At 43.3% G+C, this 22,651-nt stretch carries 25 protein-coding genes and 1 riboswitch; of the genes, 20 read left to right on the top strand and 5 right to left on the bottom strand.

Going from position 1 to position 22,651, the window contains the following annotated elements; translation table 11 throughout:
* The first annotated feature begins 177 nt into the window (after nucleotides 1-177).
* On the top strand, nucleotides 178-600 hold the full coding sequence (locus J2Z37_RS13885; RefSeq protein WP_209810977.1) for a CBS domain-containing protein: 423 nt from the start codon (nucleotides 178-180) through the stop codon (nucleotides 598-600).
* A 368-nt stretch (nucleotides 601-968) separates the two neighbouring features.
* Nucleotides 969-1,571, top strand: a complete 603-nt coding sequence (locus tag J2Z37_RS13880; RefSeq protein ID WP_209810874.1) for a hypothetical protein — start codon at nucleotides 969-971, stop codon at nucleotides 1,569-1,571.
* Nucleotides 1,572-1,658: 87 nt separating this feature from the next.
* On the opposite strand, the gene J2Z37_RS13875 is transcribed toward J2Z37_RS13880, so the two are convergent.
* Entirely contained in the window at nucleotides 1,659-3,044 is a 1,386-nt protein-coding gene (locus J2Z37_RS13875) for a hypothetical protein (protein ID WP_209810873.1), read from the bottom strand.
* 102 nt (nucleotides 3,045-3,146) lie between these two features.
* On the bottom strand, nucleotides 3,147-3,581 hold the full coding sequence (locus tag J2Z37_RS13870) for a protease complex subunit PrcB family protein (protein WP_209810872.1): 435 nt from the start codon (nucleotides 3,579-3,581) through the stop codon (nucleotides 3,147-3,149).
* A 123-nt stretch (nucleotides 3,582-3,704) separates the two neighbouring features.
* Here J2Z37_RS13870 and J2Z37_RS13865 point away from each other — a divergent pair, with 123 nt between their 5' ends.
* From J2Z37_RS13865 to J2Z37_RS13805, 13 genes are all read left to right on the top strand, one after another.
* Complete coding sequence (locus tag J2Z37_RS13865; RefSeq protein WP_209810871.1) at nucleotides 3,705-5,528, top strand: helicase-associated domain-containing protein; 1,824 nt, start codon at nucleotides 3,705-3,707, stop codon at nucleotides 5,526-5,528.
* Nucleotides 5,529-5,599: 71 nt separating this feature from the next.
* Entirely contained in the window at nucleotides 5,600-6,055 is a 456-nt protein-coding gene (locus J2Z37_RS13860) for a YlbF/YmcA family competence regulator (protein WP_209810870.1), read from the top strand.
* Nucleotides 6,056-6,179: 124 nt separating this feature from the next.
* Nucleotides 6,180-6,515 (top strand): YlbG family protein, encoded by a 336-nt coding sequence (locus J2Z37_RS13855; RefSeq protein WP_209810869.1) that lies wholly within the window; start codon nucleotides 6,180-6,182, stop codon nucleotides 6,513-6,515.
* A gap of 66 nt (nucleotides 6,516-6,581) precedes the next feature.
* The gene (locus tag J2Z37_RS13850; RefSeq protein WP_209810868.1) at nucleotides 6,582-7,757 is read left to right on the top strand and encodes an LL-diaminopimelate aminotransferase; all 1,176 of its coding nucleotides are present in this window, start codon (nucleotides 6,582-6,584) and stop codon (nucleotides 7,755-7,757) included.
* Nucleotides 7,758-7,850: 93 nt separating this feature from the next.
* Nucleotides 7,851-8,939: a GspE/PulE family protein gene (locus J2Z37_RS13845; protein ID WP_209810867.1), complete on the top strand. Its 1,089-nt coding sequence runs from the start codon at nucleotides 7,851-7,853 to the stop codon at nucleotides 8,937-8,939.
* Nucleotides 8,929-9,960, top strand: a complete 1,032-nt coding sequence (locus J2Z37_RS13840; RefSeq protein WP_209810866.1) for a type II secretion system F family protein — start codon at nucleotides 8,929-8,931, stop codon at nucleotides 9,958-9,960. The genes J2Z37_RS13845 and J2Z37_RS13840 overlap by 11 nt, the downstream gene beginning before the upstream one ends.
* Before the next feature lie 19 nt (nucleotides 9,961-9,979).
* Nucleotides 9,980-10,366 (top strand): competence type IV pilus major pilin ComGC, encoded by a 387-nt coding sequence (locus tag J2Z37_RS25850; protein ID WP_280922214.1) that lies wholly within the window; start codon nucleotides 9,980-9,982, stop codon nucleotides 10,364-10,366.
* Nucleotides 10,363-10,794, top strand: coding sequence for a hypothetical protein (locus J2Z37_RS13830; RefSeq protein WP_209810865.1), 432 nt, complete (start codon nucleotides 10,363-10,365; stop codon nucleotides 10,792-10,794). The genes J2Z37_RS25850 and J2Z37_RS13830 overlap by 4 nt, the downstream gene beginning before the upstream one ends.
* Complete coding sequence (locus J2Z37_RS13825) at nucleotides 10,781-11,125, top strand: hypothetical protein (protein ID WP_209810864.1); 345 nt, start codon at nucleotides 10,781-10,783, stop codon at nucleotides 11,123-11,125. The genes J2Z37_RS13830 and J2Z37_RS13825 overlap by 14 nt, the downstream gene beginning before the upstream one ends.
* A complete protein-coding gene (locus tag J2Z37_RS13820; RefSeq protein WP_209810863.1) occupies nucleotides 11,062-11,529 on the top strand; it encodes a competence type IV pilus minor pilin ComGF in 468 nt (155 codons plus the stop codon). The genes J2Z37_RS13825 and J2Z37_RS13820 overlap by 64 nt, the downstream gene beginning before the upstream one ends.
* Nucleotides 11,530-11,538: 9 nt before the next feature.
* Nucleotides 11,539-11,925: a hypothetical protein gene (locus J2Z37_RS13815; RefSeq protein ID WP_209810862.1), complete on the top strand. Its 387-nt coding sequence runs from the start codon at nucleotides 11,539-11,541 to the stop codon at nucleotides 11,923-11,925.
* Nucleotides 11,926-12,026: 101 nt separating this feature from the next.
* A complete protein-coding gene (locus tag J2Z37_RS13810) occupies nucleotides 12,027-12,545 on the top strand; it encodes a shikimate kinase (protein ID WP_209810861.1) in 519 nt (172 codons plus the stop codon).
* 45 nt (nucleotides 12,546-12,590) lie between these two features.
* A complete protein-coding gene (locus J2Z37_RS13805) occupies nucleotides 12,591-12,767 on the top strand; it encodes a YqzE family protein (protein ID WP_209810860.1) in 177 nt (58 codons plus the stop codon).
* Nucleotides 12,768-12,954: 187 nt separating this feature from the next.
* Here J2Z37_RS13805 and J2Z37_RS13800 read toward each other — a convergent pair whose 3' ends face one another.
* The 3 genes from J2Z37_RS13800 to J2Z37_RS13790 all read right to left on the bottom strand — a co-directional run bounded on the left by J2Z37_RS13800 (nucleotide 12,955) and on the right by J2Z37_RS13790 (nucleotide 16,385).
* Nucleotides 12,955-13,716 (bottom strand): hypothetical protein, encoded by a 762-nt coding sequence (locus J2Z37_RS13800; protein WP_209810859.1) that lies wholly within the window; start codon nucleotides 13,714-13,716, stop codon nucleotides 12,955-12,957.
* A 123-nt stretch (nucleotides 13,717-13,839) separates the two neighbouring features.
* A complete protein-coding gene (locus J2Z37_RS13795) occupies nucleotides 13,840-14,700 on the bottom strand; it encodes a YqhG family protein (protein WP_209810858.1) in 861 nt (286 codons plus the stop codon).
* The gene (locus J2Z37_RS13790) at nucleotides 14,697-16,385 is read right to left on the bottom strand and encodes a DEAD/DEAH box helicase (protein WP_209810857.1); all 1,689 of its coding nucleotides are present in this window, start codon (nucleotides 16,383-16,385) and stop codon (nucleotides 14,697-14,699) included. The genes J2Z37_RS13795 and J2Z37_RS13790 overlap by 4 nt, the downstream gene beginning before the upstream one ends.
* Before the next feature lie 297 nt (nucleotides 16,386-16,682).
* Nucleotides 16,683-16,771: riboswitch (glycine riboswitch) on the top strand.
* A gap of 142 nt (nucleotides 16,772-16,913) precedes the next feature.
* Here J2Z37_RS13790 and gcvT point away from each other — a divergent pair.
* The 5 genes from gcvT to J2Z37_RS13765 all read left to right on the top strand — a co-directional run bounded on the left by gcvT (nucleotide 16,914) and on the right by J2Z37_RS13765 (nucleotide 22,529).
* Nucleotides 16,914-18,011: a glycine cleavage system aminomethyltransferase GcvT gene (gcvT, locus tag J2Z37_RS13785; protein WP_209810856.1), complete on the top strand. Its 1,098-nt coding sequence runs from the start codon at nucleotides 16,914-16,916 to the stop codon at nucleotides 18,009-18,011.
* A complete protein-coding gene (locus tag J2Z37_RS13780; RefSeq protein ID WP_209810855.1) occupies nucleotides 18,012-18,386 on the top strand; it encodes a glycine cleavage system protein H in 375 nt (124 codons plus the stop codon).
* The gene (gene gcvPA, locus J2Z37_RS13775; RefSeq protein WP_209810854.1) at nucleotides 18,383-19,732 is read left to right on the top strand and encodes an aminomethyl-transferring glycine dehydrogenase subunit GcvPA; all 1,350 of its coding nucleotides are present in this window, start codon (nucleotides 18,383-18,385) and stop codon (nucleotides 19,730-19,732) included. Before J2Z37_RS13780 ends, gcvPA begins: the two co-directional genes overlap by 4 nt.
* Before the next feature lie 4 nt (nucleotides 19,733-19,736).
* Nucleotides 19,737-21,182 carry an aminomethyl-transferring glycine dehydrogenase subunit GcvPB gene (gcvPB, locus tag J2Z37_RS13770; protein ID WP_209810975.1) on the top strand — a complete coding sequence of 482 codons (1,446 nt, stop codon included), beginning with the start codon at nucleotides 19,737-19,739 and terminating at the stop codon, nucleotides 21,180-21,182.
* Between the two features lie 507 nt (nucleotides 21,183-21,689).
* On the top strand, nucleotides 21,690-22,529 hold the full coding sequence (locus tag J2Z37_RS13765; protein WP_209810853.1) for a lipoate--protein ligase family protein: 840 nt from the start codon (nucleotides 21,690-21,692) through the stop codon (nucleotides 22,527-22,529).
* Nucleotides 22,530-22,651 lie beyond the last annotated feature (122 nt).

Raw genomic sequence — 22,651 nt, 5'->3', positions numbered from 1 at the left:
CCACAAAAAGTCCTGTTACTTTTTCATGATATTATGTTTCGTTAGGAAGTGCAATCCTAAATAAGTCCCGGATCATTTACAATGTTCCTTGCTAATGAATGAGGTACTGTCTGTTGGGGTATAGTACAATTGATCAATTTTAAAGGAGGTTTTTGAGTGAGCTTACTTCGCGATATTATGACCCAGGAAGTTGAAACCTGTACATTGCAGGATAATGTTTATGAAGTTGCAGTTAAAATGAAAAATCACGATGTAGGGGTTATCCCTGTTGTAGATGAGAGTCAAAACTGTATCGGGGTTATTACCGACAGGGATATTGTCATCCGTGGAATCGCTGAAAAAAGATCAGGTTCCTCTGCTGTAAAAGAGGTTATGAGCAGTGAATTATATACAGGATCTCCTGATATGAGTGTAGACGAGGCATCCAGAATGATGGCCGAAAAACAAATCCGTCGCCTTCCCGTTGTTGAGAACGGAAAACTGGTAGGGATCGTTGCAATGGCTGACATGGCTGTCAGAAGCATTCATGAAGATGAAGCGGGATATGCTCTAAGCCAAATTTCCGAACCTAACGGACACCAATCCAAAGGATTGCAATAATTTATTAAATGACATGGCTGACCCTAATCTAAGGGTCAGTTTTTTTGTTCCTTGCCTGTGAAAATTGGGCGCATCAATCGCTTTCCAAGCTATAGGTATTTACATAAGATATAGTAAGTTACTTGGGGAACGCAGAGGGGGGAAAGTTTTTGGGATTTCATAACTTCTTCGATGATGATAATGCATGGCTTTGGATTGTGGTTGTGTTTATCATACTACTCGTACTTTTTGCAGAAGATTAAGTGAGTCTATGATACTCCTTTTGACCGATTGATTTGGTTAGGGGAGTTTTTTTTCTGCAAACTCCTTGATTTTATAGAAAGGACAGATTAAACTGGTTCCTAAAAAGCAGGAATGGGGCCTCCCTATTGAGTCGGAATGTGAGGAAAGCGAAAAAGGAAAGAAAAAAGAATACCATCTTTACTCGATGGGCTTTAATTATATCGATTTGGACCTTTTTTACTGCGGTTGGAATTAGTTTGATCAGCGACCTCTTGTTACGAGAATCTAGTTTATTAATTGCCTTGGTCATTCTGTTATGTATTGTTATCATTGGTGCGGTTGCAGATATAATCGCCGTGGCAATCACCGCTGCTGAATTAAGCCCGTTTAATTCCATGGCTGCAAAAAAAGTGTACGGTGCCCGCAAAGGCATTCAGATGATCCAAAACGCCGAAAAGTATGCGAACTTTTTTTCAGATGTTGTAGGAGACGTTCTGGGTTATATCGCCGGTTTTGCCGGCGCAACAATAGTTCTAAGAATCATTAGTTTAAATGATCAACTAACACCCTATCAATCCATGATAGCAGTCCTGGTTGCTGGTCTTAGCAGCGCAGGTATCGTCGGGAGTAAGGCGATCGGAAAAAATATTGCTATATATAATAGTACGAAAATTGTGCTATGGTTTGGGAAAGTGGTGGCCTTTCTGTCAGATTGGAAGAAGGTTGACCCTAAAAATAGGAAACGGTAAGTCGAGCGTGGGCTGGTGGATCAAATAGCGGAAGAATTTTACTATAAATTATTTAAATAATAAAAACCGGGCAGTGCCCGGTCCGTATTACAACAAAAACATGGCTACAATCGTCGTCACCAATAGTCCAATCAGAACAGGGACTAGGTTTCTTCTTGCTAGATCAAAGGGATCTACATTACAAATGGCTGCGGCGGGGATAAGTGCCCAGGGAACCAAAGTTCCTCCACCTACCCAAATGGCAGCAATTTGGCCAAGCGCGGTTAGCGTAGCAATCCCGGTACCAATGGCCTGGCTAAATAGGTGGGCAATGGATCCAGCCAAGGCGATCCCAGAAAAACCTGAACCGTCCAGCCCTGTGATTGCGCCGACTGTTGTTAAAGTAATCGCGCCAGTGGGGGCATTGAGTGGAACGTTGGCGGCAAGGGCTGCACCGAGGTCGTTGACAATCCCTTGAGAACCAGCTGGCAGGACCTCACCTATAATTTTTACAAGACCTGAATCACCTAAATAGAAAAAAGCAGCAATCGGAATGACTGGACCAAACACTTTAAACCCAAATTGGAAACCGTGGATAAGATATTCAGTAATCTTCTCCATCCGAAGTTGTTTATGATGGAGCAAGGTAGTCAAGGTAAGGATGATGATGGCTGTTCCTCCTACGAGAGCGGTTGCATCTCCCCCCTGGAGATCAAACAGAACCATGGCTAATACGTCCAGTAGAAATAAAACAGGAATGATAAAGGCCATCCAGGCAATCCAAGGCTGACGTTTTACTTTCTTTTCAACCCTGAGATCCATTAGCTGACTCTGATCAACTTTCAATATCCCCCTCTTCATATCACGGCGTAAAAACCAGAAGGCCGTAATCGTTGTAACCGCTCCCATGATGAAAACCAAAGGAACACTAGCGCTAACGACATCTCCAACAGGAATCCCTGCTGCACCAGCAGTGATTGCGGGCGCACCCTGAATAATAAAGTCCCCGGAAAGCGCAATTCCATGGCCAAATAAGTTCATTGCCATAGCCACGCCTAAAGCCGGAAGCCCTACGCGTAAGGCGACAGGAAGTAAAACAGCACCAACCAGTGCAACGGCAGGAGAAGGCCAAAAAAACCAGGAAATAACCATCATCGCTATACCGATAATCCAGTAGGCAAAGCCCGGGCTTTTGATCATTTTTGCAACGGGGCCAATCATGACCTCATTGACTCCTGAGTCGGTTAGAACCTTGCTCATCGCGACAATGATACTAATGACAAGGATCGTGCCAAGCAGTTCGGAGATTGCAAAGACGAAACTATTGAAGATTGTTCCGACTGACATGGTTAAGGATCCAGTCGTAAGAATTCCAATCGCAAAAATACCAAGAATGCTGACAAGTGTTGTGTCACGTCTAAAGATCATTACACCTAGTATGAGAAATACGAATAAAAGGTACGTCCAGTGTAGAGGCAACAATTCTATTCCCATAATAACGCCCCCTTTTGATAGGTCCCTTATTGGGTATTATCAAAGTATGCAAAAGGGGAATTGGTTGTGCCCAAGAAAAAAAGAGTGTCGAATGGACACTCTTTAGTTTATAGCTTTTAAAGTGATTGGCAGATCTGACTTTGGCATTTTCAATACAACAGTTGGATAGGTAAGAACAGTTAAGGCCATGCCCGTCGGTTTTTGCTCGGAATAATAAATAACAATTTGGTTCGACTGTTTTTCCACTTTTTCTATATTAATCTTATAACCAGCGGATGGGCGCTGCCCCAATGAAAAAATCACATAGAGGTTATCCTTTAAGGTGACAGTCTTGATTCCACCCTTTTTTTTCACTGATTCCACTTGATTTTCAACAGCAGACTGATAAGGTGGAGCAATGATTTCCGCCTTCAATGGACCTTCCTTCCTTTCTGAATCAGGATTTGCGGCCTGTGCTGTACAACCAATTAGTAAAAGCATACTCATTAGACATAGTAATATGAACTTCCCATTTATTTTTATGCTAAGCTGTTTCATGATTAACACCCTCCAATGCAATTTTTTCTTTCCAATAGGCTTCGATGGAAGCTTTTCTTAGTATGAATTTTTGGGATTCAGTATATCCGTGTTATGATAGGGACAGTGAGGTGTGTTCATTCCATGAAATTTAGCGAAATGTACGAAATGCAATCTTCAAGAGTGAAAGTTCAGATGATTGGGGAACATGGCCAATCAGCTCATGACCTTACATTTCTCCTGGATGAGGAGTATATTCATTCCTTTTGGAACCAACTGACGACGGAAGAAAAAGAGGTTATCCGCTTCTTTTTATTTAATAAATGGACCGACCTGTTAACCTACCGCGAGTTGGAACAAGGCGTTTCTCAGCTTAGTTCAGCTAGCTTTCGGGTAGCGCTAACCAAATTAAGGAGAAAAGGAATCATCTTTACGTTAAGACGCATGTGGGGTGAGTTAGCTTATGTGATGCCTTCTGACTTATTACTCTTATTCGGCAAGGCATCTCTGGAATTCTCTTTGGCCAAGTCTAAATGGACGTGTCAAAGACGAATCCCGATTACCACATCATATCACATCTTAGATAGGTTGTTTCAAGCGGTAAATCATGTAAGAATCAATCCTTTGGAGTTGACAAAGAAAGGAACGATTCCCAAAAAGCATCTTCGAAAGCTACTGGAGATTGTGGGAATTCCCTGGGATTCCGCAGGTTTTCAATGTCCTTCACCGCCCATTTATCCATACGAAAAACAAGAGGCCATCTTGCTCGATCTGATGGCACGTTGTTCGTTTTTAAAGCAAAAGGATGGAAGAATCGAATCTGTTGACCTTCAGCAATGGACAAACTTATCCTTCGAACAACAGGAAGACTTGTTTTGTAGCCAACTGTTAAATTACCTGGATCTCGATCCGACTACTCGGTTTCTTTTTGAGTTAATGAAAGAGCTTCCGCGCGGTTCGGTTTATTCCTTGAATCAGGTACGAAAGAGCTTAGGTTCAGCTAGCCCACCTTCGGATGTACTTAGGGAAAAGTTGTTTTCTCCCTTAGGCTGCCTTGGCATCATCCACTTTATGGAGGAAGACGGGGATGTTTTTTGGTCCTGGAACAGTAGACAGGAATCCGATCAACTTCCAATTACGTATGTTCAACCTGATTTTGAAATCCTTGTTCCAGTATTTGCGGGTTATAAAACCAAATGGCTTGTGGCATCATTTACAGAACTACAGAATCTGGGGGAAATGTGGCGTTTTAAGCTAACGAAAACATCGGTACAGGGATTTCTTGAAAAGGGAAATTCTGCGGAAGACCTATGTAACCTGCTGACATCCATAAGTGTAACTCCAGTCCCGGAAAATATTACCGTTACCATTCGGCAATGGCACGGAGAAATCCAGCGGATTCGCTATTTTGATGTACGCCTTGTGGAGGTCAGTGATCCGGCTTTAGCTAGCCAATTAGAAAGCATTCCCGCTATTCAAGACATATTGGTTCGGAAATTGGGGGATCTGCATTTCATCGTGGATGTGAAGAAGTGGGATCAATTTGTTGCAGAACTAGAAAAGTGGGATCTTTCCATGATTGCGGAGAGAGGTTTCCCTGCGAATACCGAGGAACGTGACACGCCGATTCATATTTTGAAGGAGACTACTTCGAACAAGGATTATAAAGTCGAAAGTATTTTTCCTGAACTTGAAGATGCTCTGCCCGGATTACGACAAATCCCTAAAATGTGGATGGCCAATTATCAAAAGTATCATCATTCCACTTTGCGGGATCTACTTCAACAAGCCATTCAATTAAATCTAGAAATTCGCCTGGAACGTGAAAAACAGGAAGTGGTTCTGCATCCAGAAGCACTAGGAAATGATCATGGTTTCTGGATTTTGGAAGGAAAGCATAAAGGATTCGAGCCTTTAAGAGTTCCATTAGAGGAAATAGGCAGGGTGCAATTGGTGATCCCAAAATAACTCTGGCAATAAAAGGGATATTTTGTACACCCTTTATTTAAGGTATAATAGAAAGTAAGGGGGGAAAAGGAATGACCACAGCTGTTCAAGAGTTAAACATGGTGGAGATTCTCTCCACATCCTATGAAATTGCTGATTTGATCCTAGCATCTGAAGAGATGAAAACATATATTGAAACAAAAAAGGCGATGGATAATGATCCAGAAGCCCAGAAAATGATTTCCCAATTCCAAAAAATAAAAATGATGAACGAAGAAGTGCAACGGTTTGGGAAATACCATCCGGATTATTCACGAATCAATAAAGAGGTTCGTGAAGCGAAGAAAAACTTGTGGACACATCCAACGGTGAAGGCCTTTAAGAAGGCGGAGAACGTAATGGATGAATTGCTTTATCTCGTTTGTCGAACGGTCGCAGACAGTGTTTCAGAAGGGATTAAGGTTCCAAGTGATAACCCTCTCTATCAAGTGGGAGGAAGCTGCAGTACGGGTGGATGTGGATCAGGAGGGGCCTGCGGGTGTCATTAACTTGAATCCATGCTATTTTCTTTCTTGCATAAACAGGGTTTGACATGATACGATTTTTAGTGAAATATATGTCAATTTAGGGATTGCAAGGGGTAATGCTATGCAAGAATGTAGGGGGATAAGCATGAGGGAAAGGCGTTTAGGTCTTGCCGTATGGGTGAAAAATCTAAAGGCTGCCAAGAATCTTCGACGCTTTGGGAACATCCATTATATTTCCCGGCGTCTTCACTATGTCAGTATGTATGTTCCTGCCGATGATTTGGATGACATCATCAAAAGGTTGGAACGTCTAGATTTTGTTACCCGGGTTGAACGTTCACACCGCCATGAAATACCTAAGGAATTTAAAAACTCAAAGCCCGATAAGGCTAAAGAGTATGATTATAAAATGGAAGAGGTTAATGTGAAGGGGATTGTCCCTGTGCCTTCAGAACAAAAGGAAATCATTGAAGCCAAATGATGAAGAAAAGCTTCTCTTTGTAAGAGAAGCTTTTCTTCTGGAAATAAACAAGGGGAGGAATGAAGGATGAAACCATCTAAAAGACTTCAAAGCTTGTCTTCAGCGATTTTTACCGAAATGGCCCAAAGAAGGCGAGTTGTCGAAAACCGCGGTACGAAGGTTATTGATTTGGGAATCGGTAGCCCTGATCACCCACCTGCTCCACATATCATGGAGGCGCTCGTGATGGCTGTGCAAAATCCAGCTAATTATCGCTATCCAACGACGGAAGGATCGAATCCTTTTCGTCAAGCTGTAGCTGATTGGTATGAACATCGGTTTTCTGTAAAGCTTAACCCTGAACAAGAGGTCCATGCCTTAATGGGGTCGCAGGATGGACTTGCCCATATGGCACAGGCCTGGATCGATCCAGGTGACCTTGTCCTTGTTCCCGACCCAGGGTATCCCATCTATGCTGCCGGAGTGGTGATCGCCGGTGGTGACATGTACCCGATGCCGCTCTTAAATGAGAATGATTTCCTTCCCGATTTTTCTCAGATTCCGGACGATGTTGCCAGGCGGGCGAAATTTATGATTTTGAACTACCCGAATAACCCTTTGGCTGCTACCGCTGACCGCGATTTCTTTGAAAAGGCTGTACGTTTTGCTAAGGACAATGACATTCTTATTGTTCATGATCTAGCTTATTCCGAACTAGCCTTTGACGGATACCGTCCGCCAAGTATTCTTGAGATTGATGGGGCGAAGGAGGTTGCGATTGAATTCAATTCCTTATCCAAAAGCTTTAATATGGCAGGATGCCGGATTGCTTATGTGGTTGGGCGTACGGAATTGATCAAGCCACTGTCGATTATAAAATCGAATATTGATTATGGTGTTTTTCTCGCCGTTCAAGAGGCAGCGATAAGTGCCTTGCGCATGGATATTAGCGGTGATTATCCCAATCGCGTAGCAGAACTCTATCAGAAAAGACGTGATGTCTTGCTTGATGGTCTGACTGAGATTGGCTGGGAGATCGATAAACCGAAGGCAACGATGTTTGTCTGGGCACGAATTCCTAAGGGGTACTCTTCGGCGGAATTTGCGTATACACTGTTGGAGAAAGCGGGTGTAGTTGTCATTCCGGGTAATGCCTTTGGGGAAAAAGGCGAAGGTTTTGTACGGATTGCCCTTGTTGAGGAAGAAGAAGTGTTAAAAGAAGTAGTTTCCCGGATTGCTTCCTCAGGTTTAATAAAAAAATAAAAAATTTTTTCGAAAAAAGTCGATTCTTGCAGGAATCTATTTTGTGATTGTCGAAAGATAGAGAAGAAACTGAAAAAAGAGGAGTGAACTTTGATGAATGATGTTTCTTCCTATCTTTCTTTTGTATTGGAAGAGGCAGTTACCCGAAGGGCCAGTGATATTCATCTTGAACCCGTTCCGGATGGTCTACAGATTAGGCTTCGTATTGATGGAATGCTGATCCATTTTGACCAGAAGGAAGAAGCCTGGGGGCTGCCTATGGTATCGAAACTAAAGTTGCTTGCTGGTTTAGACATTGGCGAACGGCGACTTCCCCAAGATGGAGGATTTGTCTACGCAACAGAGACTCAAGAGACAGATATCCGGCTTTCAACCCTCCCCACTATCCACGGTGAAAAAATAGTCCTCCGACTGCTTTCCAAACGACTTCCCTATCAATCTTTACCACTACTCGGACTTGATGAAGGGCAATGCCAAGAAATACGTAAATTGATTCACCAATCCCAAGGAATGATTCTCGTTACAGGACCAACTGGTTCGGGGAAAACCACGACACTTTATGCGATGCTGCAAGAAATTCATCGACACGAACGCAATGTGATAGCCCTGGAGGATCCTGTGGAATACCATGTTCAAGGGGTGAACCAGGTACAAGTTAACCCAAGATCAGGTCTTTCTTTTTCTACTGGTCTACGTGCCTCCCTGCGGCAGGATCCTGATGTGATCCTTGTAGGTGAGATTCGTGATCAGGAGACAGCAGAAATTGCTTTTCGTGCTGCTCTGACAGGACATCTCGTGTTGTCGACCTTGCATTCTAAAGACTCGGCTAGTGCGATTACCCGCTTACTCGATATGGGGGTCGAACCTTATTTAATTACTTCGGCCCTAACCGGCCTTATTGCTCAGCGATTGATACGCAAATTATGTACATGTGCAACGCCCGGGAATTGCTTGAAATGCAAAAACACTGGTTATTTTGGAAGACAAGCTGTTTTTGAAGTTCTTCCCATCCAGGATGATCTGCATCCATATATCATCCAGAAAACCGCAGCCTCACAAATTAGAGCCTATCTTCGAACCAAAGGATTTTGTACGTTGAACATGAAGTTAAAAGAGAAGGTTAGACAAGGCATTACCACGATAAGCGAATTTCAAAGGGTACTTGTTGCCGATGTGGAATAAAAATTGGACAGATCAGCATCTGGCGGAATTTAGCTTCAATCTTCAGCAGCTTGTCGAAGCGGGAATCCCTTTATTGAAAGCTGTTCAACTGCTCGAAAAGTCAACGACCAATAGACGAAGAAAAGAGGACTATCGCTTATTAGAAAAGTTACTTACAGAAGGGAGACCACTTTCCGTTTCCCTGAAAACCGTTGGTTGTCCAGCCTTTTATTGTTTAGTCATCTCCTCCTCAGAATTACATGGGCAACTAACTCCAACCTTGCATTCCATCAGCCGTTTTTATCAGAAGAAGCATAAACGGCTGCAGCAGTACCAAAAAGCATCGACTTACCCCGTAATTGTGTTGTTGACCTCGGTTTTAACCTTCTACCTGCTTTTTCGGTATTTGTTCCCCCAATTTACTGCGTTGTATCAAACCTTTCAGATTCAGCTTCCCTGGTTTACTGTACATATGATTCAATGGATTACTTGGTGGAACGAATATTTTGCCTGGTTTCTATTAGCTTTCCTATTTCTAGTCGTTTTTTGGGTTAGCTTTAAGCGAAGAAATCCGCTTCTGTTTGAAAAATTCCGTTTGAAACTGCCTTTTTTTTCAACCTATTTTACGTTATCGTTATCCTCCTTTCTTACCGTGCAAATGGGATTGCTTCTGGAGAGCGGGATTACGATTTTACAGATATGCAAGCTTTTTTCCGTAGAATCCCGTTCAGCCCTAGTAAAACATGCGTTTCTTACAATTGAGAAGGAATTGTTAAAAGGGTCGTCACTGGCAAGTGCCTGTAAAAAAGTTCAATGGCTTCCTGAATTTGTTTATGAAGTCTTACGAATTTCCGAAGAAACAGGAACGCTGGGCGTGTCTCTAAAACAGATAGGGACCCAACTGGAAGAAGAATTGGATCAATGGATTGAAAAAACCGCTTCAAGAACTGAATTGTTTATGATTGTTGGCAATGGAATTGTTATTTTGGTGATGATGTTAACGATGTTTCTTCCTTTATTCGGGATTATTGGCCAGATTTAAAAAATGAGGAGGTTTGCAGATGAAGAAGAAAATAATGAATGAGAACGGTTTTACCTTTTTGGAAATGTGTATTGTGATTGCGATCATCGGGATTTTAATGATGATTGCCCTTCCGGATTATCGCAGTGCCGCGGAAAAAGCCCAGAAAAACAGCTGTGATGCGAATCGAAAGATGATTGAGGCACAGGTGGAGAGTTATTATATTGATAATTTTGAGTATCCTGGGACAGATATTGATCCGGAGAAAGACGATGTCATTGAAGGGTTAGTTGAGGTGAATTATCTTAAGTCATTCCCTGAGTGTCCTATCGATGGGAAATATACCGTTAACATTAATGAGACTTCGGGGAAGATTGAAGTAGAATGTAGTGAGCATACCAAAGCCGAAGAAAATGTAAGTGGATGAATCAAACTGGCTACTCTTATCTAGAACTGTCTGTTGTAATAGCGATGGTCACCCTTCTTTTTCTTGTGTCGGGACCGATCTATGCCATTCAACTTCAGAAACAGCAAACCCAATTGATCACCCGACAGATTTCTAATGATCTTTATCTTGCCGCAAATGAGGCGCGGACAAAACAAATCATCTACTATTTTAATATCGTTCAACCGGGGCTTTACATGCTCTCTTCTTCACAGCAAAGTCAAAAAAAAGCAAGAACACTTCCAAAGGGATATTCCCTTAAAAGCAACTTTTTCAACAATCGGATTGTATTTAACGCCTACGGTCGACCAACATCAGGCGGGACTCTGACTCTCACGGATCCAAAGGGTTCGATCCAACGTTTTGTGATTCAAATTGTCAGTGGGAGGTTTCGAGTTGCTGATGGATGAACGAGGATTCGGTTATGTTGAGGTATTGTTTGCCATTTTCTTTGTCTCTGTTTTTTTGCTTTTGGCTTTTACCCATTATGAGCAGATATTGATCATAGAAAGGCGGATTCAGGAAAAATGGGATGTGTTTTGGCTTGTTAAAAATGAGGTTGCACTGTGGAAAAAGGACCTGCCTCGTGAGGATGGGAATTTCAATGATTACTATACAGTACATGTGCAGGAATCTTGGTTGTCAACAAATATTAAAGAAGGAGAATTTACGGTGTCTTGGACCGAAGAAAACTCATTAAAAACGATATCGATCACGGCCTACAAGCTGGTATCACATTAATCGAGCTGGTGATTTCCACCGGTTTACTAATGCTGATTCTTGGCGTGGTCCTACATGGAACTTTATTGATGAAACAGCGAACGGTTAGTATTCAGAGTAAATCGGAACTTCAGCATGAGGCGATGGCCTTTTTTCAATACCTTGAGGATGAAGCAAGCTGTGCAGAAATCATCTACCCTAGTGGACAAGGACTGTATTTTTCTGTTGATGGAAGCGGGTTTGGTTATCGGTGGAGAAATCAAACGATTGTACGGGAAAAGGATGGCAAAGGGTATGTTACGGTTTGTTATTTTGTTAAAGGTTTTTCCGTTCAGTCGGAAGAACAGGGAGTTTGGATCAACCTTACATTGGGGAATCAAAAAGAGGAACGAGAGTTTCGAAGATTTATTGGATACCAAAAATAGGTGGAACGTATGATACGTGAAGAAAAGGGATCCGCAGCGATACTTCTTATTTTTCTTGCTGCAGTCATTTGGATGACCGTGCTTTGGCTTTATCCTTATCTTTCAGCTAGTCATCAGATGACACAGAATGAATGGGGAAAACTACAGGCGAGAATGAATGCAGAGGCTGGGTTGCTCTTAGCGGTTGAGAAATGGAAAGAGAACCCGGAAATTCCCAGGGAAATGATTTTTGAACTTTCTGACGGGAGTGTGAAGGTTCAATGTACAGAGAATGGGGTTGATGGATTAGAGTTTGTTTCGGAAGGAACCTCTGCACCATCCTATAAGGATACTATCTTTGCGTCGTATGACTCTATAGCAGAACAGTGGGTTCATTGGCATCGCGGGGGGAATTGAGGGAGAGTACATCCCTCCTTTTGTTTGTTTACGAAAACAGATGAAAAATAGGTGGAATTTCGATATAATGAATGAAAATTCACCGGGATGGAGTTTCAAAAATGAAGAAAAATTTAATCTTAATTGGATTAATGGGGACAGGAAAGACCACTGTGGGACAAGCACTTGCAAACCTGACCAATTGGCACCAGGTTGATTGTGACCAATGGCTCGTAAACCATTACGGTATGACGATCCCATTTATTTTTAAAGAATACGGTGAGGAAAAATTTCGCCAAATGGAAACAGAGTCACTAACAACCATTCTCCAAGGTGACTGCCAGATCGTAATGACCGGTGGAGGGGCACCTTTACGGGAGGATAATCGAAGAATTATGGTTGAAAACGGGCTTGTGATCGCTTTGCAAGCAACTGCAGAAACCATCATTGAGCGGGTGAAAATGGATCAAAACCGTCCTTTACTCGAAGGAAACCTAGTGGAACGGGTAAATACCCTAGTGGATGAACGGAAGGGTGTATATGATTTTGCCCAAATTCAAATCCAAACAGATGGCAAAACCATAGAGGAAATTGTTGCGGAATTAAAAGGAGAAATAAACAAAAGGATTGACTGGATTTAATTTGGGTTAAACTAAGGCTATAAGTACTGAAAGAAGGGGAGCTCTATGTCCTCCAATGATATTGTCAAATATATAACCCAAGAATTCGTCAAGTACATCGATACGCCAAAAAACGAACGTAAAAAAAGGATGAAACGCAGAGGCAGCACCCACTGGTTCGGAATGATCCCATTGGCCCTTCGCATGGTCTTTCGGAAGAAGAAGGCGAAGGATATGGAGTGAATGGTGAGGTCGCTGAACGTTAGGAAGGATATTTCGCGGGGAAACCTCCTGAGATTTGTCCTTCTTTATGCCAAAGCAGACACAGAATCCTCTATTTGCCATTAAAACCCTCTTTTTTACCTTTTAGGAAAGTTGTAGTTTACTAAAGTGGGACCTGACCACCAGATGCGATCAAGTCCCCCTCCCCCTAAAAGATATCCCCAATTTCCATTGCATATCTATAGGAAACATAACGGCTTCCGTAATCGTCAAGTTCTAAAAAAAGGTCTTTATCCCATAAATGGTAGCCGACAATCGGAAATGGCGCTCTGACTGTTTCTTCAAATAAATAAGCGAGCAGGGTGAGGTTGGAATCCTCAATTTCTTTCATTACCATTTCTTTTCCTTCAACGCTCTCGGAGGGATAGACCCAGGAAAATTCAGCACCGTTTCCCACATTCTCCAAATGAAAGGATTTCTCCAAAGAAGCCCCTTTTTCCACATCAGATGGAATCTCTTTAGCTAACACGCGGGATTCTGCAGGGTATTGTTCCCCCGATTTTGCGTCAAATAGACGATCATTTATATCCCACACGGACTCCAATCCTGCATAGATTGTCTTATTTGGATCTACCCGAAGTGATTCGAGCAACGGCTGTTCAAATAAGGTGTATTCTCCTAGACCGTATTCTAATAAAGCAAATCCTTGACCGCCATCCTCTATGATCATATATCCCAACTTTTTATTCTGAGATAGGAAGGTTACCAACCATTGTCGGGAGTTAGGACCTAATGCTTGTTGCTCCCATTCGGCATCGGCAAATGCTGTGAAACGTTGATCATGGGCAGCCAATTCTTGTGTCCACTGTTTTATTTGCTTCTCAAAGCTATCTTCCCAGGTCTCAGCTTGTCCCATTAATGGAAAAGCTAGCACACCCAAAAGACAACATAGGATCAACCATCTGTTCATATTTTCCCCCCTAAAAATAGCATAAGTCCACTATACGAGAATATTCTTACAATTTTTGTTGCTCTATGTCGCCAAACCCTGTTTTTTTTTCCTTCAAATATGATCTGAAACGACAAGGATTGACTAGGAGGGAAGGGGTGTCCGCAAATAAAACAAACCAATATTTAACGCTGAGACCTGAATGCGTGGTTCGAATTGCCAGGCTAATTCCTGTAATCGTGTATTTTTTTCAACTAACAGCTTCCGCTGTTTTTCCAAACGCTCGCTTTCCTGTTCTTCCGTCGACTCTTGGCGATTGGCTTCTTCACCATAGTAGGATTCGACAAGTGCTTTTTCTTCCTCAAGTCGTTTTAGTGCGTATTCGGCCCATTTTGTATCATGCTGCTCCAATTCACGCGAAATATAGGCCTCTATCCTTTCCACCGCTGAATCAATACCAAAGATCGGCTGCATCGTAAAGGTGTAGTCCGGAAGCTTCGGGGTTAGGGCAAGGGATTGAACCGTTTGGTAAAAATCAGCTACTACGGATCCTGAAATAAGGTTGATGCCAAGCGAGAGAAGCATGTCTTTTTTTTGGTCACAAATAAATTCAGCTTTATAATTCACTCCAAGCCATGGAACGAGAGGAAAGGAGGAGCGAGGGCGTCCGACAGGGTTTTCTGTGTCTTCGTAGAGGCGGACGAATTTCCCATGCTTTTTTGCCGAATCAAAAATCTGATGCAGTCTTCGCGAGCCATATGGAAGCTCTTCTCCTCTCAAACCTTCCGGAAGGGAATCAGGCTCAAAGACAAAAGTCAGCTGGAGCGGATTGGGCTCAATGCCGATTTTCTCCACATAGGACCAGTAAAAAGGTCGGTTCCCAAGATCCTTATCCACTTCAACTGGGAGTTGCACCGTAAAATAGGATGGAGTTTCGGTAATAAAAGGACTGTCAAAAGCTCTGAAATAGGTTTCGATATAGTTACGAATTTCCTGTTGATTCATAGCTGTTCCATTCCTTCGGCAAGATTATTTTCGTTCATCTGCATACGAATGACTTCTCCGATATTATTGATTTTGATCTGTACTTCTCGTTCCGTTTCTGATTCCAATACAATATCGATTAGGTTGCTTTCAATTGATTTATTTAACCTTAGGCGTTCTACAATGGTATCTAGTTCGCCGATGACCATCTCAAACATATTGATTTTTTCATATAGTAAATTAAGGATATGCTCCTCAATGGTTCCGGAGGTTGATAAATTGTAGATATATACATCACGCTTCTGACCTAGGCGATGAACACGGCCGATTCGCTGTTCCACACGCATGGGATTCCATGGCATATCAAAATTAATAATGCGATTGCAAAATTGCAGATTAATTCCTTCACCGCCAGCTTCCGTGGCAATCAGAACTTGCGCTCGATTCTCGAATAACTCAGTCATCCAATCCTTTTTATTCCGTTTGAAGCCGCCGCGAAACATCACCGAACTGATTCCGTTCTCAGCCAAATAATGGTGTAAATATTCCTGTGTCTTGCGGTATTCGGTAAAGATGATCGCTTTATCATTAAATGATTGGATCAGTTCAAGCGTTTTTTCGGCTTTGGCATTTTTTTTGATCGCCCGTATTAATTCTGCTAATTCAACAACCTTCATTCTCGCAGGAGAATCTTCAGGTAAGCGATTATGCATATTCACCAAGGTATCAAAAGCAGCAAAACGGCTGCTGCAAACCTCACGCTGCAGGGTGATTAAAGCCAAGGGATTTTTAAAGAATGTGTTTTGGTATTGTTCCTTGACGAAATTCGTGACACCATGGTAAAGTTCCCACTCCATTTCGGAAAGTTCAACCGGAACGGTTTCCACAAAACGCTTAGTAAAAAAGAGCCCGCCTTCAGATCTTGTGTTGCGAACCATAATATCTTTCAATTCTTCTTGAAGAACTTCGTGGTTTCTAGCTTGCCTTTTACTTTCCACATAATTCTTTTGAAAATCTGCAGATTGGCCAAGATATCCAGGCTTTAGCAGAGTAATCAGGTTATATAGTTCATCTAAATCATTTTGGATCGGTGTTGCGGTGAGAAGAAGGCAGTATTTCTTTTTGATTTCCTTGATAAATTGATAGTTCACAGTGTTTTTATTCTTTAATTTATGGGCCTCATCAATAATGAGAATATCGTAATCCTGATCTAATACATGCCCGCGGTGCGGCTCCCTCTTCGCTGTATCGATCGAGGCAATCACAACATCATATTGCCTCCACATATATTCTTTTTTCTGGGCTACAGCGGGGATGCCAAACTTTTGATTCAATTCTCTTGACCATTGGACAACGAGAGAAGCTGGAACTAGTATAAGAATTTTTTTTGCTAATCCCCTTACCATATATTCCTTAATAATGAGCCCAGCCTCGATGGTTTTTCCCAACCCTACTTCATCTGCCAAAATCGCCCTGCCATGCATTTCCGAGATGACCCGTTTTGCAGTCTCCAATTGGTGAGGAAAGGGATCCAATGCAGGAAGATGTTTAAGGCATTGAAGTTCGCCAAAATCGGAGACGATGGAGGTTTCCTCGGCTTGGTAGGCCAATTGAAATAGTTCCCACTTATTCCAAGGACCATCTTCTTTCATGCGTTTTTTTAATTCCGGGACCCATTCCCGGTCAAAATGTATAGGGACTTTCATTTCGCCTAACTCCCTTCCAGTTCAAGAGGGAAGCTTATCCGCATAGGAAAGTTTAAGTTCACTAAAGTGTTGAAAAGAACAAACTTTCCTATCGGCATGTAAAGCTTCCTCTAAAGAGGGATACCTCTTCTTCGAGTGGGCTTCAATAGAAGCTTTTCTTATATTCCCATTTTTAAAAAAATGTGGTAAGATATCTTAGAAAAGTAAATTATTTTGCGGAATAGGGTAAAATACATAAAGAAAAAAAGAGTTTATGAAATAGCATTCTACAATTTACAAGAAATCATACATTAGCGAATGAAGATAGAGGGAGAGACTGTGACGCAGCGCCGAAGGAGCAAGCCGTGAAAGGTGAATCTCTCAGGCAAAAGAACTTCTATCAGACGCAACTCTGGAGAGCGCCAGAAGGCCACCCAAGGGGTAAATCTCTCAGGTAACAAGGACAGAGTGTAGGGGAAACATACTCTACGTCTGTCCTTTTTTGGTGTATTTTTTAGTGTGAAAATTTAAAAAAATGGAGGTAGCTGGATGTCTGACCTGAAAAGAACTCCGTTATTCCCGGTATATCAAGCTTATGGTGCGAAAACGATTGATTTCGGAGGATGGGAATTACCTGTTCAATTTTCAAGCATTAAGGAGGAGCACGAAGCCGTTCGGAACAGAACGGGATTATTTGATGTATCCCATATGGGAGAAATTGAAGTGCAAGGTCCTGAGGCGTTAGCCTTTGTCCAGAAGATCACCACAAATGATGCTTCTAAACTGCAAACCGGCGCCATTCAATATTCCATAATGTGTTATGAAAATGGAGGAACGGTCGATGATCTTTTAGTTTATAAAAAAGCAGACGATTGTTTTCTTCTCGTTGTCAATGCTGCCAACCTAGATACTGATTTCGCCTGGATGAAGCGGCATCTTCAGGAAAATGCGGAACTGGTAAATGTTTCAGAGCAAACAGCCCTGCTTGCCATACAAGGGCCGCGATCGGAAGAGATCTTAGGAAAATTAACCGATATGGATCTATCCCAATTAAAGTTCTTCCAATTTTCCGAAGTTCGATTAGCGGGTTTCCAGGTTCTGTTATCTCGTTCAGGTTATACAGGAGAGGATGGATTTGAGATTTACTGCAACCCTGAGGATGCTGTCCAGCTGTGGAATAAGATTCTTGAAGCGGGCAAAGCAGAAGGAATCCTTCCCTGCGGCTTAGGCGCACGCGATACGCTTCGGTTCGAGGCTAGGTTACCGTTATATGGGCAAGAGTTATCTGAACAGATCTCCCCTTTGGAAGCGGGGGTAGGATTTGCTGTCAAACTGGATAAAGAGGTTGATTTTATAGGGAAATCTGCCTTATTGAAGCAAAAATCGGAAGGCGTATCAAGAAAGCTTGTTGGGATCGAAATGATTGAACGGGGGATTCCGAGGACTCACTATCCTGTTTATGTAAATGATAAAAAGATAGGCGAAGTCACAACGGGTACACAGTCCCCAACACTGAAGAAAAATATTGGATTGGTTTTAGTTGAGGTCGAATTTGCGGGGATAGGGACTGAATTGGAAGTAGAGATTCGCGGAAAAAGACTGAAGGCGGTTGTGGTGAAGACCCCTTTTTACAAGCGAGGCAAGTAAATGACAGAAAAAAGATTTTCTAGGGAACATATATGGATAGAGAAAATCGGGTCTCGAACCTACCGTATAGGTCTTACTCCTTTTGCCATCGAGCGCTTGGGGGAAGTGATTGCGGTTGAACTGCCTGTGAAAGGGGAGAGGGTTCAAGCGGGTCAAGCGATTGGAACAGTTGAAACAGCAAAGACCGTTACAGATCTATATGCCCCCTTAAATGGTTTAGTCAGTGAGATTAACCTCCGGCTTATGGAGGAACCAGATTTGCTAAACCGTAATCCACTTGATCAGGGCTGGGTGGCTGTGCTTGAATCAAGCGACTCTGCCGCACTTTGGAGTAATGAAGAATACGATACTTTTGTTAAGGGGGAGTCAAAGTGAAATACCGTTACCTTCCAATGACTTGGGAAGATAAAAAGGAAATGTTAACATTCCTCGGGATTGAAAGTGTAGAAGAGTTGTTTTCAGATATTCCCGAGAATGTTCGTTTTAAAGGGGAATTGAACATTCCTGAAGCGTTGTCGGAACCCGAGATTGTTCGTTATTTTAATAGCTTAACAAACCAAAATGTAAACAGTCAGGAATATGCTTATTTTTTGGGGGCAGGGATTTACGACCATTATATTCCGAGCACCGTTAATCATGTGATCTCCCGTTCGGAGTTTTATACAGCTTATACACCTTATCAACCGGAAATCAGTCAGGGGGAACTCCAAGCTATTTTTGAGTTCCAGACGATGATTTGTGAATTAACCGGAATGGAAGTGGCCAATTCCTCCATGTATGATGGACCAACGGCAGTATCAGAGGCAGCAAACTTGGCGGTCGGCGGGGCAGCCGGAAAAAAAGTACTGGTATCTAAAGCAGTCCATCCAGAAGCCCGATCGATTCTGAAAGTAAACGGAAAAGGGCAAGGGTATGAGGTGGTGGAGATTGACATCGTGAATGGGGTCACAGATCTCCAGGCGCTTGATGCGGCAAGTGATGAACATACTGCGGCTGTCATTGTGCAATATCCCAATTTTTTCGGTTCGATTGAGGATTTGCGTGCGATTGAAGAGATTGCTCATAAACACAAAGGGTTATTGGTTGTTTCTTCGAATCCATTGGCATTAGGGGTACTTGAGCCTCCAGGAAAATTTGGTGCAGATATTGTCGTCGGAGATGCACAGCCGTTTGGCATTCCGATGCAGCTTGGTGGACCGACTTGTGGCTACTTTTCTGTCAGAGAAAAGCTGATGAGAAAAATCCCCGGTAGAATTGTCGGGCAAACGACAGATCAAAATGGCAAGCGGGGGTATGTATTGACCCTGCAAGCTCGTGAACAACATATTCGCCGGGAAAAGGCGACATCAAATATTTGTTCAAATCAGGCATTGAATGCCCTGGCTGCATCTGTTGCGATGACCGCCTTGGGTAGGCACGGTGTACAGGAAATGGCCCTCCTAAATATACAGAAAACGCAATACGCGAAAAAGAGAGTTGCTGAGCTTGGGGTAGAGATCCCCTTTTCCGTTCCTGTGTTTAATGAATTTGTCGTTAAATTGCCGAGGCCCGTTGGTGAAGTAAATCGGCTTTTGTTGAAGGAAAAGATTGTGGGTGGTTATGATCTAGGCAGAGATTTTCCGGAATTAGCGGGACATATGCTGATTGCGGTGACGGAAAGCCGGACAAAAGAAGAGATTGATTCGTTGGTAAAGGGATTGGAGGGGATCATCCGTGGTTAAAAACATGGAAAAAGCGCTAATTTTTGAAATGAGTAGACCGGGGAGGTTTGCCTACAGTTTGCCAGAATGCGATGTTCCCGAAGTGGATCTGACCGATGTGTTCCCGACAGAGTTCATCCGAGAGGCACCGGCAGCGCTTCCCGAGGTCTCTGAGCTCCAGTTGATTCGGCATTATACGGAACTATCTAATCGAAATCACGGAATTGATTCAGGGTTCTATCCGCTTGGCTCTTGTACAATGAAGTACAATCCGAAAATAAATGAGGATGTTGCCAGATATCCGGGCTTTGCAAAGATCCACCCGTATCAAGCGGAAGAAACGATTCAAGGCGCTTTGCAGTTAATGTATGGTTTGCAATCTGAATTAGAAGAAATCACAGGCATGGATTATGTAACCTTGCAACCGGCCGCAGGAGCACAAGGGGAATGGACGGCCCTCATGATGATCCGCGCTTATCATGAGAGCCGGGGGGAAAAACGGACGAAGGTGATTGTCCCAGATACCGCGCATGGCACTAATCCCGCAAGTGCATCAGTTGCCGGGTTAGAAACGATCACGATTTCCTCTAATAAGAGGGGTGGGGTCGACCTGGATGAGCTGCGCCAGGTTGTCGGACCGGATACTGCCGCTTTTATGATGACAAACCCAAGTACCCTTGGTTTGTTTGAACAGCAAATCATAGAAATCGCCGAGATCGTTCATGCGGCGGGAGGACTTCTCTATTATGATGGAGCCAATGCGAATGCCATTCTTGGGATTGCCCGTCCAGGAGATATGGGATTTGATGTGGTTCATTTGAATCTCCACAAAACCTTTACAGGGCCACACGGCGGCGGCGGCCCAGGCTCTGGACCTGTTGGGTGTAAGAAGGAATTGGCTTCTTTTCTTCCAGCTCCGTTGGTCGTGAAAGCTGGTGATTCGTACTGCTTGGATGATGAAAGACCTGATTCCATTGGGCGGGTTAAGGCGTATTATGGGAATTTCGGAATCAATGTTCGCGCTTATGTCTATATTCGTTCCATGGGACCGCAAGGATTGCGGCGAGTCTCCGAGGAAGCTGTTTTGAACGCCAATTACATGATGCGAAGACTCGCTCCTTACTACGATCTTCCATATGATCAGGTCTGCAAGCATGAGTTCGTTTTGTCTGGCCGCCGCCAGAAAAAGCTAGGAGTTCGCACATTGGATATCGCCAAACGGCTACTTGATTTCGGTTACCACCCGCCGACGATCTACTTCCCGTTGATCGTAGAGGAGTGCATGATGATTGAACCGACGGAAACCGAATCGAAAGAAACCCTCGATGAATTTATTGAGGTCATGATCCAAATCGCCCGTGAGGCAGAGGAAAATCCTGAGATCGTCCAGGAAGCGCCGCACCACACCGTAGTCACACGTTTAGATGAGGTAACGGCGGCACGGAAACCGATTTTGCGGTATAAGCGGTAGGCACTGGATCAGGCTAGTGAAGGGCTTCTCCCATGGGAGGAGCCTTTTTATGGTGGAGGATGGCTCAGGGAAAGTTATCCTCGCCCTCCTATTTGATTCGTGCTGGTTTGCGCGAATGGGCGAATTACGGTACATTGGGGTTATAATGGAAAAAAGGGTTGTCGATGAATAGAAAAGGTGAAATAACGGAAAAGTTTTCCGCTATTGGGTCAGAACAGTCCCATCGTGGTCTGAGAAACCAAGAATAGCGGAAAAAATTTCCGTTATCATAGGAAATCCAATGGGAAAAGGTGAAATAACGGAAAAGTTTTCCGTTATTGGGTCAGAACGGTCCCATCATGGTCGGACAAACCAAGAATAGCGGAAAAAATTTCCGTTATCATGGAGAATCCAAGGGGAAAAGATGAAATAACGGAAAAGTTTTCCGCTATTGGGTCTGAGCTGCCGAGCTAAGGAAAGACCTACCCCCCAGCTATTCAATCGACACCCCACCAAGGGGATGTATATATGAGCGAACGTCTAAAGTGGCGGTTTATAGACTCGGGTGCGCTGTCACCTGCAATGAATATGGCAATAGATGAGGCAATCTTGAATGTCCACAGCCAAGGGGGAACCCCTCCCACCTTGCGTTTTTACACATGGGATCCGGCAACGCTTTCTATTGGGTATTTTCAAAAAGCCGAGAAGGAAGTGATCATCGAAAAGGTGGAGGAGTATGGACTCGGTTTTGTGCGTAGGCCAACAGGTGGTAGGGCGGTACTCCATGATCAGGAGTTGACCTATAGTGTTGTGGTTTCGGAGAATTATCCGGGGATGCCTTCTCAGGTTAATGAGGCTTATCGTGTGATTAGCAATGGGTTGTTAAAAGGGTTTCAGCAACTGGGACTGCAAGCGGAGATGGTTTCACTGGCTTCAGAGGAAGAGAAGGAAAAGTATGCCTCTATGGGCTCCGCAGCTTGCTTTGATTCCCCTTCCTGGTACGAACTTGTTGTGGAAGGGAAAAAGGTAGCGGGCAGCGCGCAAACGAGGCAAAGAGGGACAATTCTGCAGCATGGGTCGATTCTTCTTAATATGGATGTGGATAAGTTGTTCAACCTGCTCCATTTTTCATCGGATCGCCTTCGGCAAAGAATGAAAGACTCGTTCCTGCAAAAGGCTGTGGCCATTAACCATGTGAGTGATCGGAAAGTTTCTCTCCAGGAAGCAACAGAGGCCTTCTTTAAAGGTTTTGAAGAGGGGCTCTCGATCGAATTAGTCCCGGGTACACTGACCATAGAAGAAGAAGAGCTTGCTAACCAACTGGTCGTTGAACGTTATGGAAAGCATGAATGGAACTTTAAACGTTAAAATCCGAGCTTTTTTTCATTTTTAACAGGAAAACTGTATAACGGTGTCGAAGGGTAAGAAGAGGGATAATTTCCCTCTTTTTCTTTTTTTGTTCATGATTAAATTTAAAATTTATATATAAG

Source organism: Ammoniphilus resinae, from assembly GCF_017873965.1.
Lineage (GTDB): Bacteria > Bacillota > Bacilli > Aneurinibacillales > RAOX-1 > Ammoniphilus_A > Ammoniphilus_A resinae.
The sequence above is the reverse complement of the archived record's forward strand: the minus strand, read 5'-3'. Positions and strand labels throughout refer to the sequence as shown.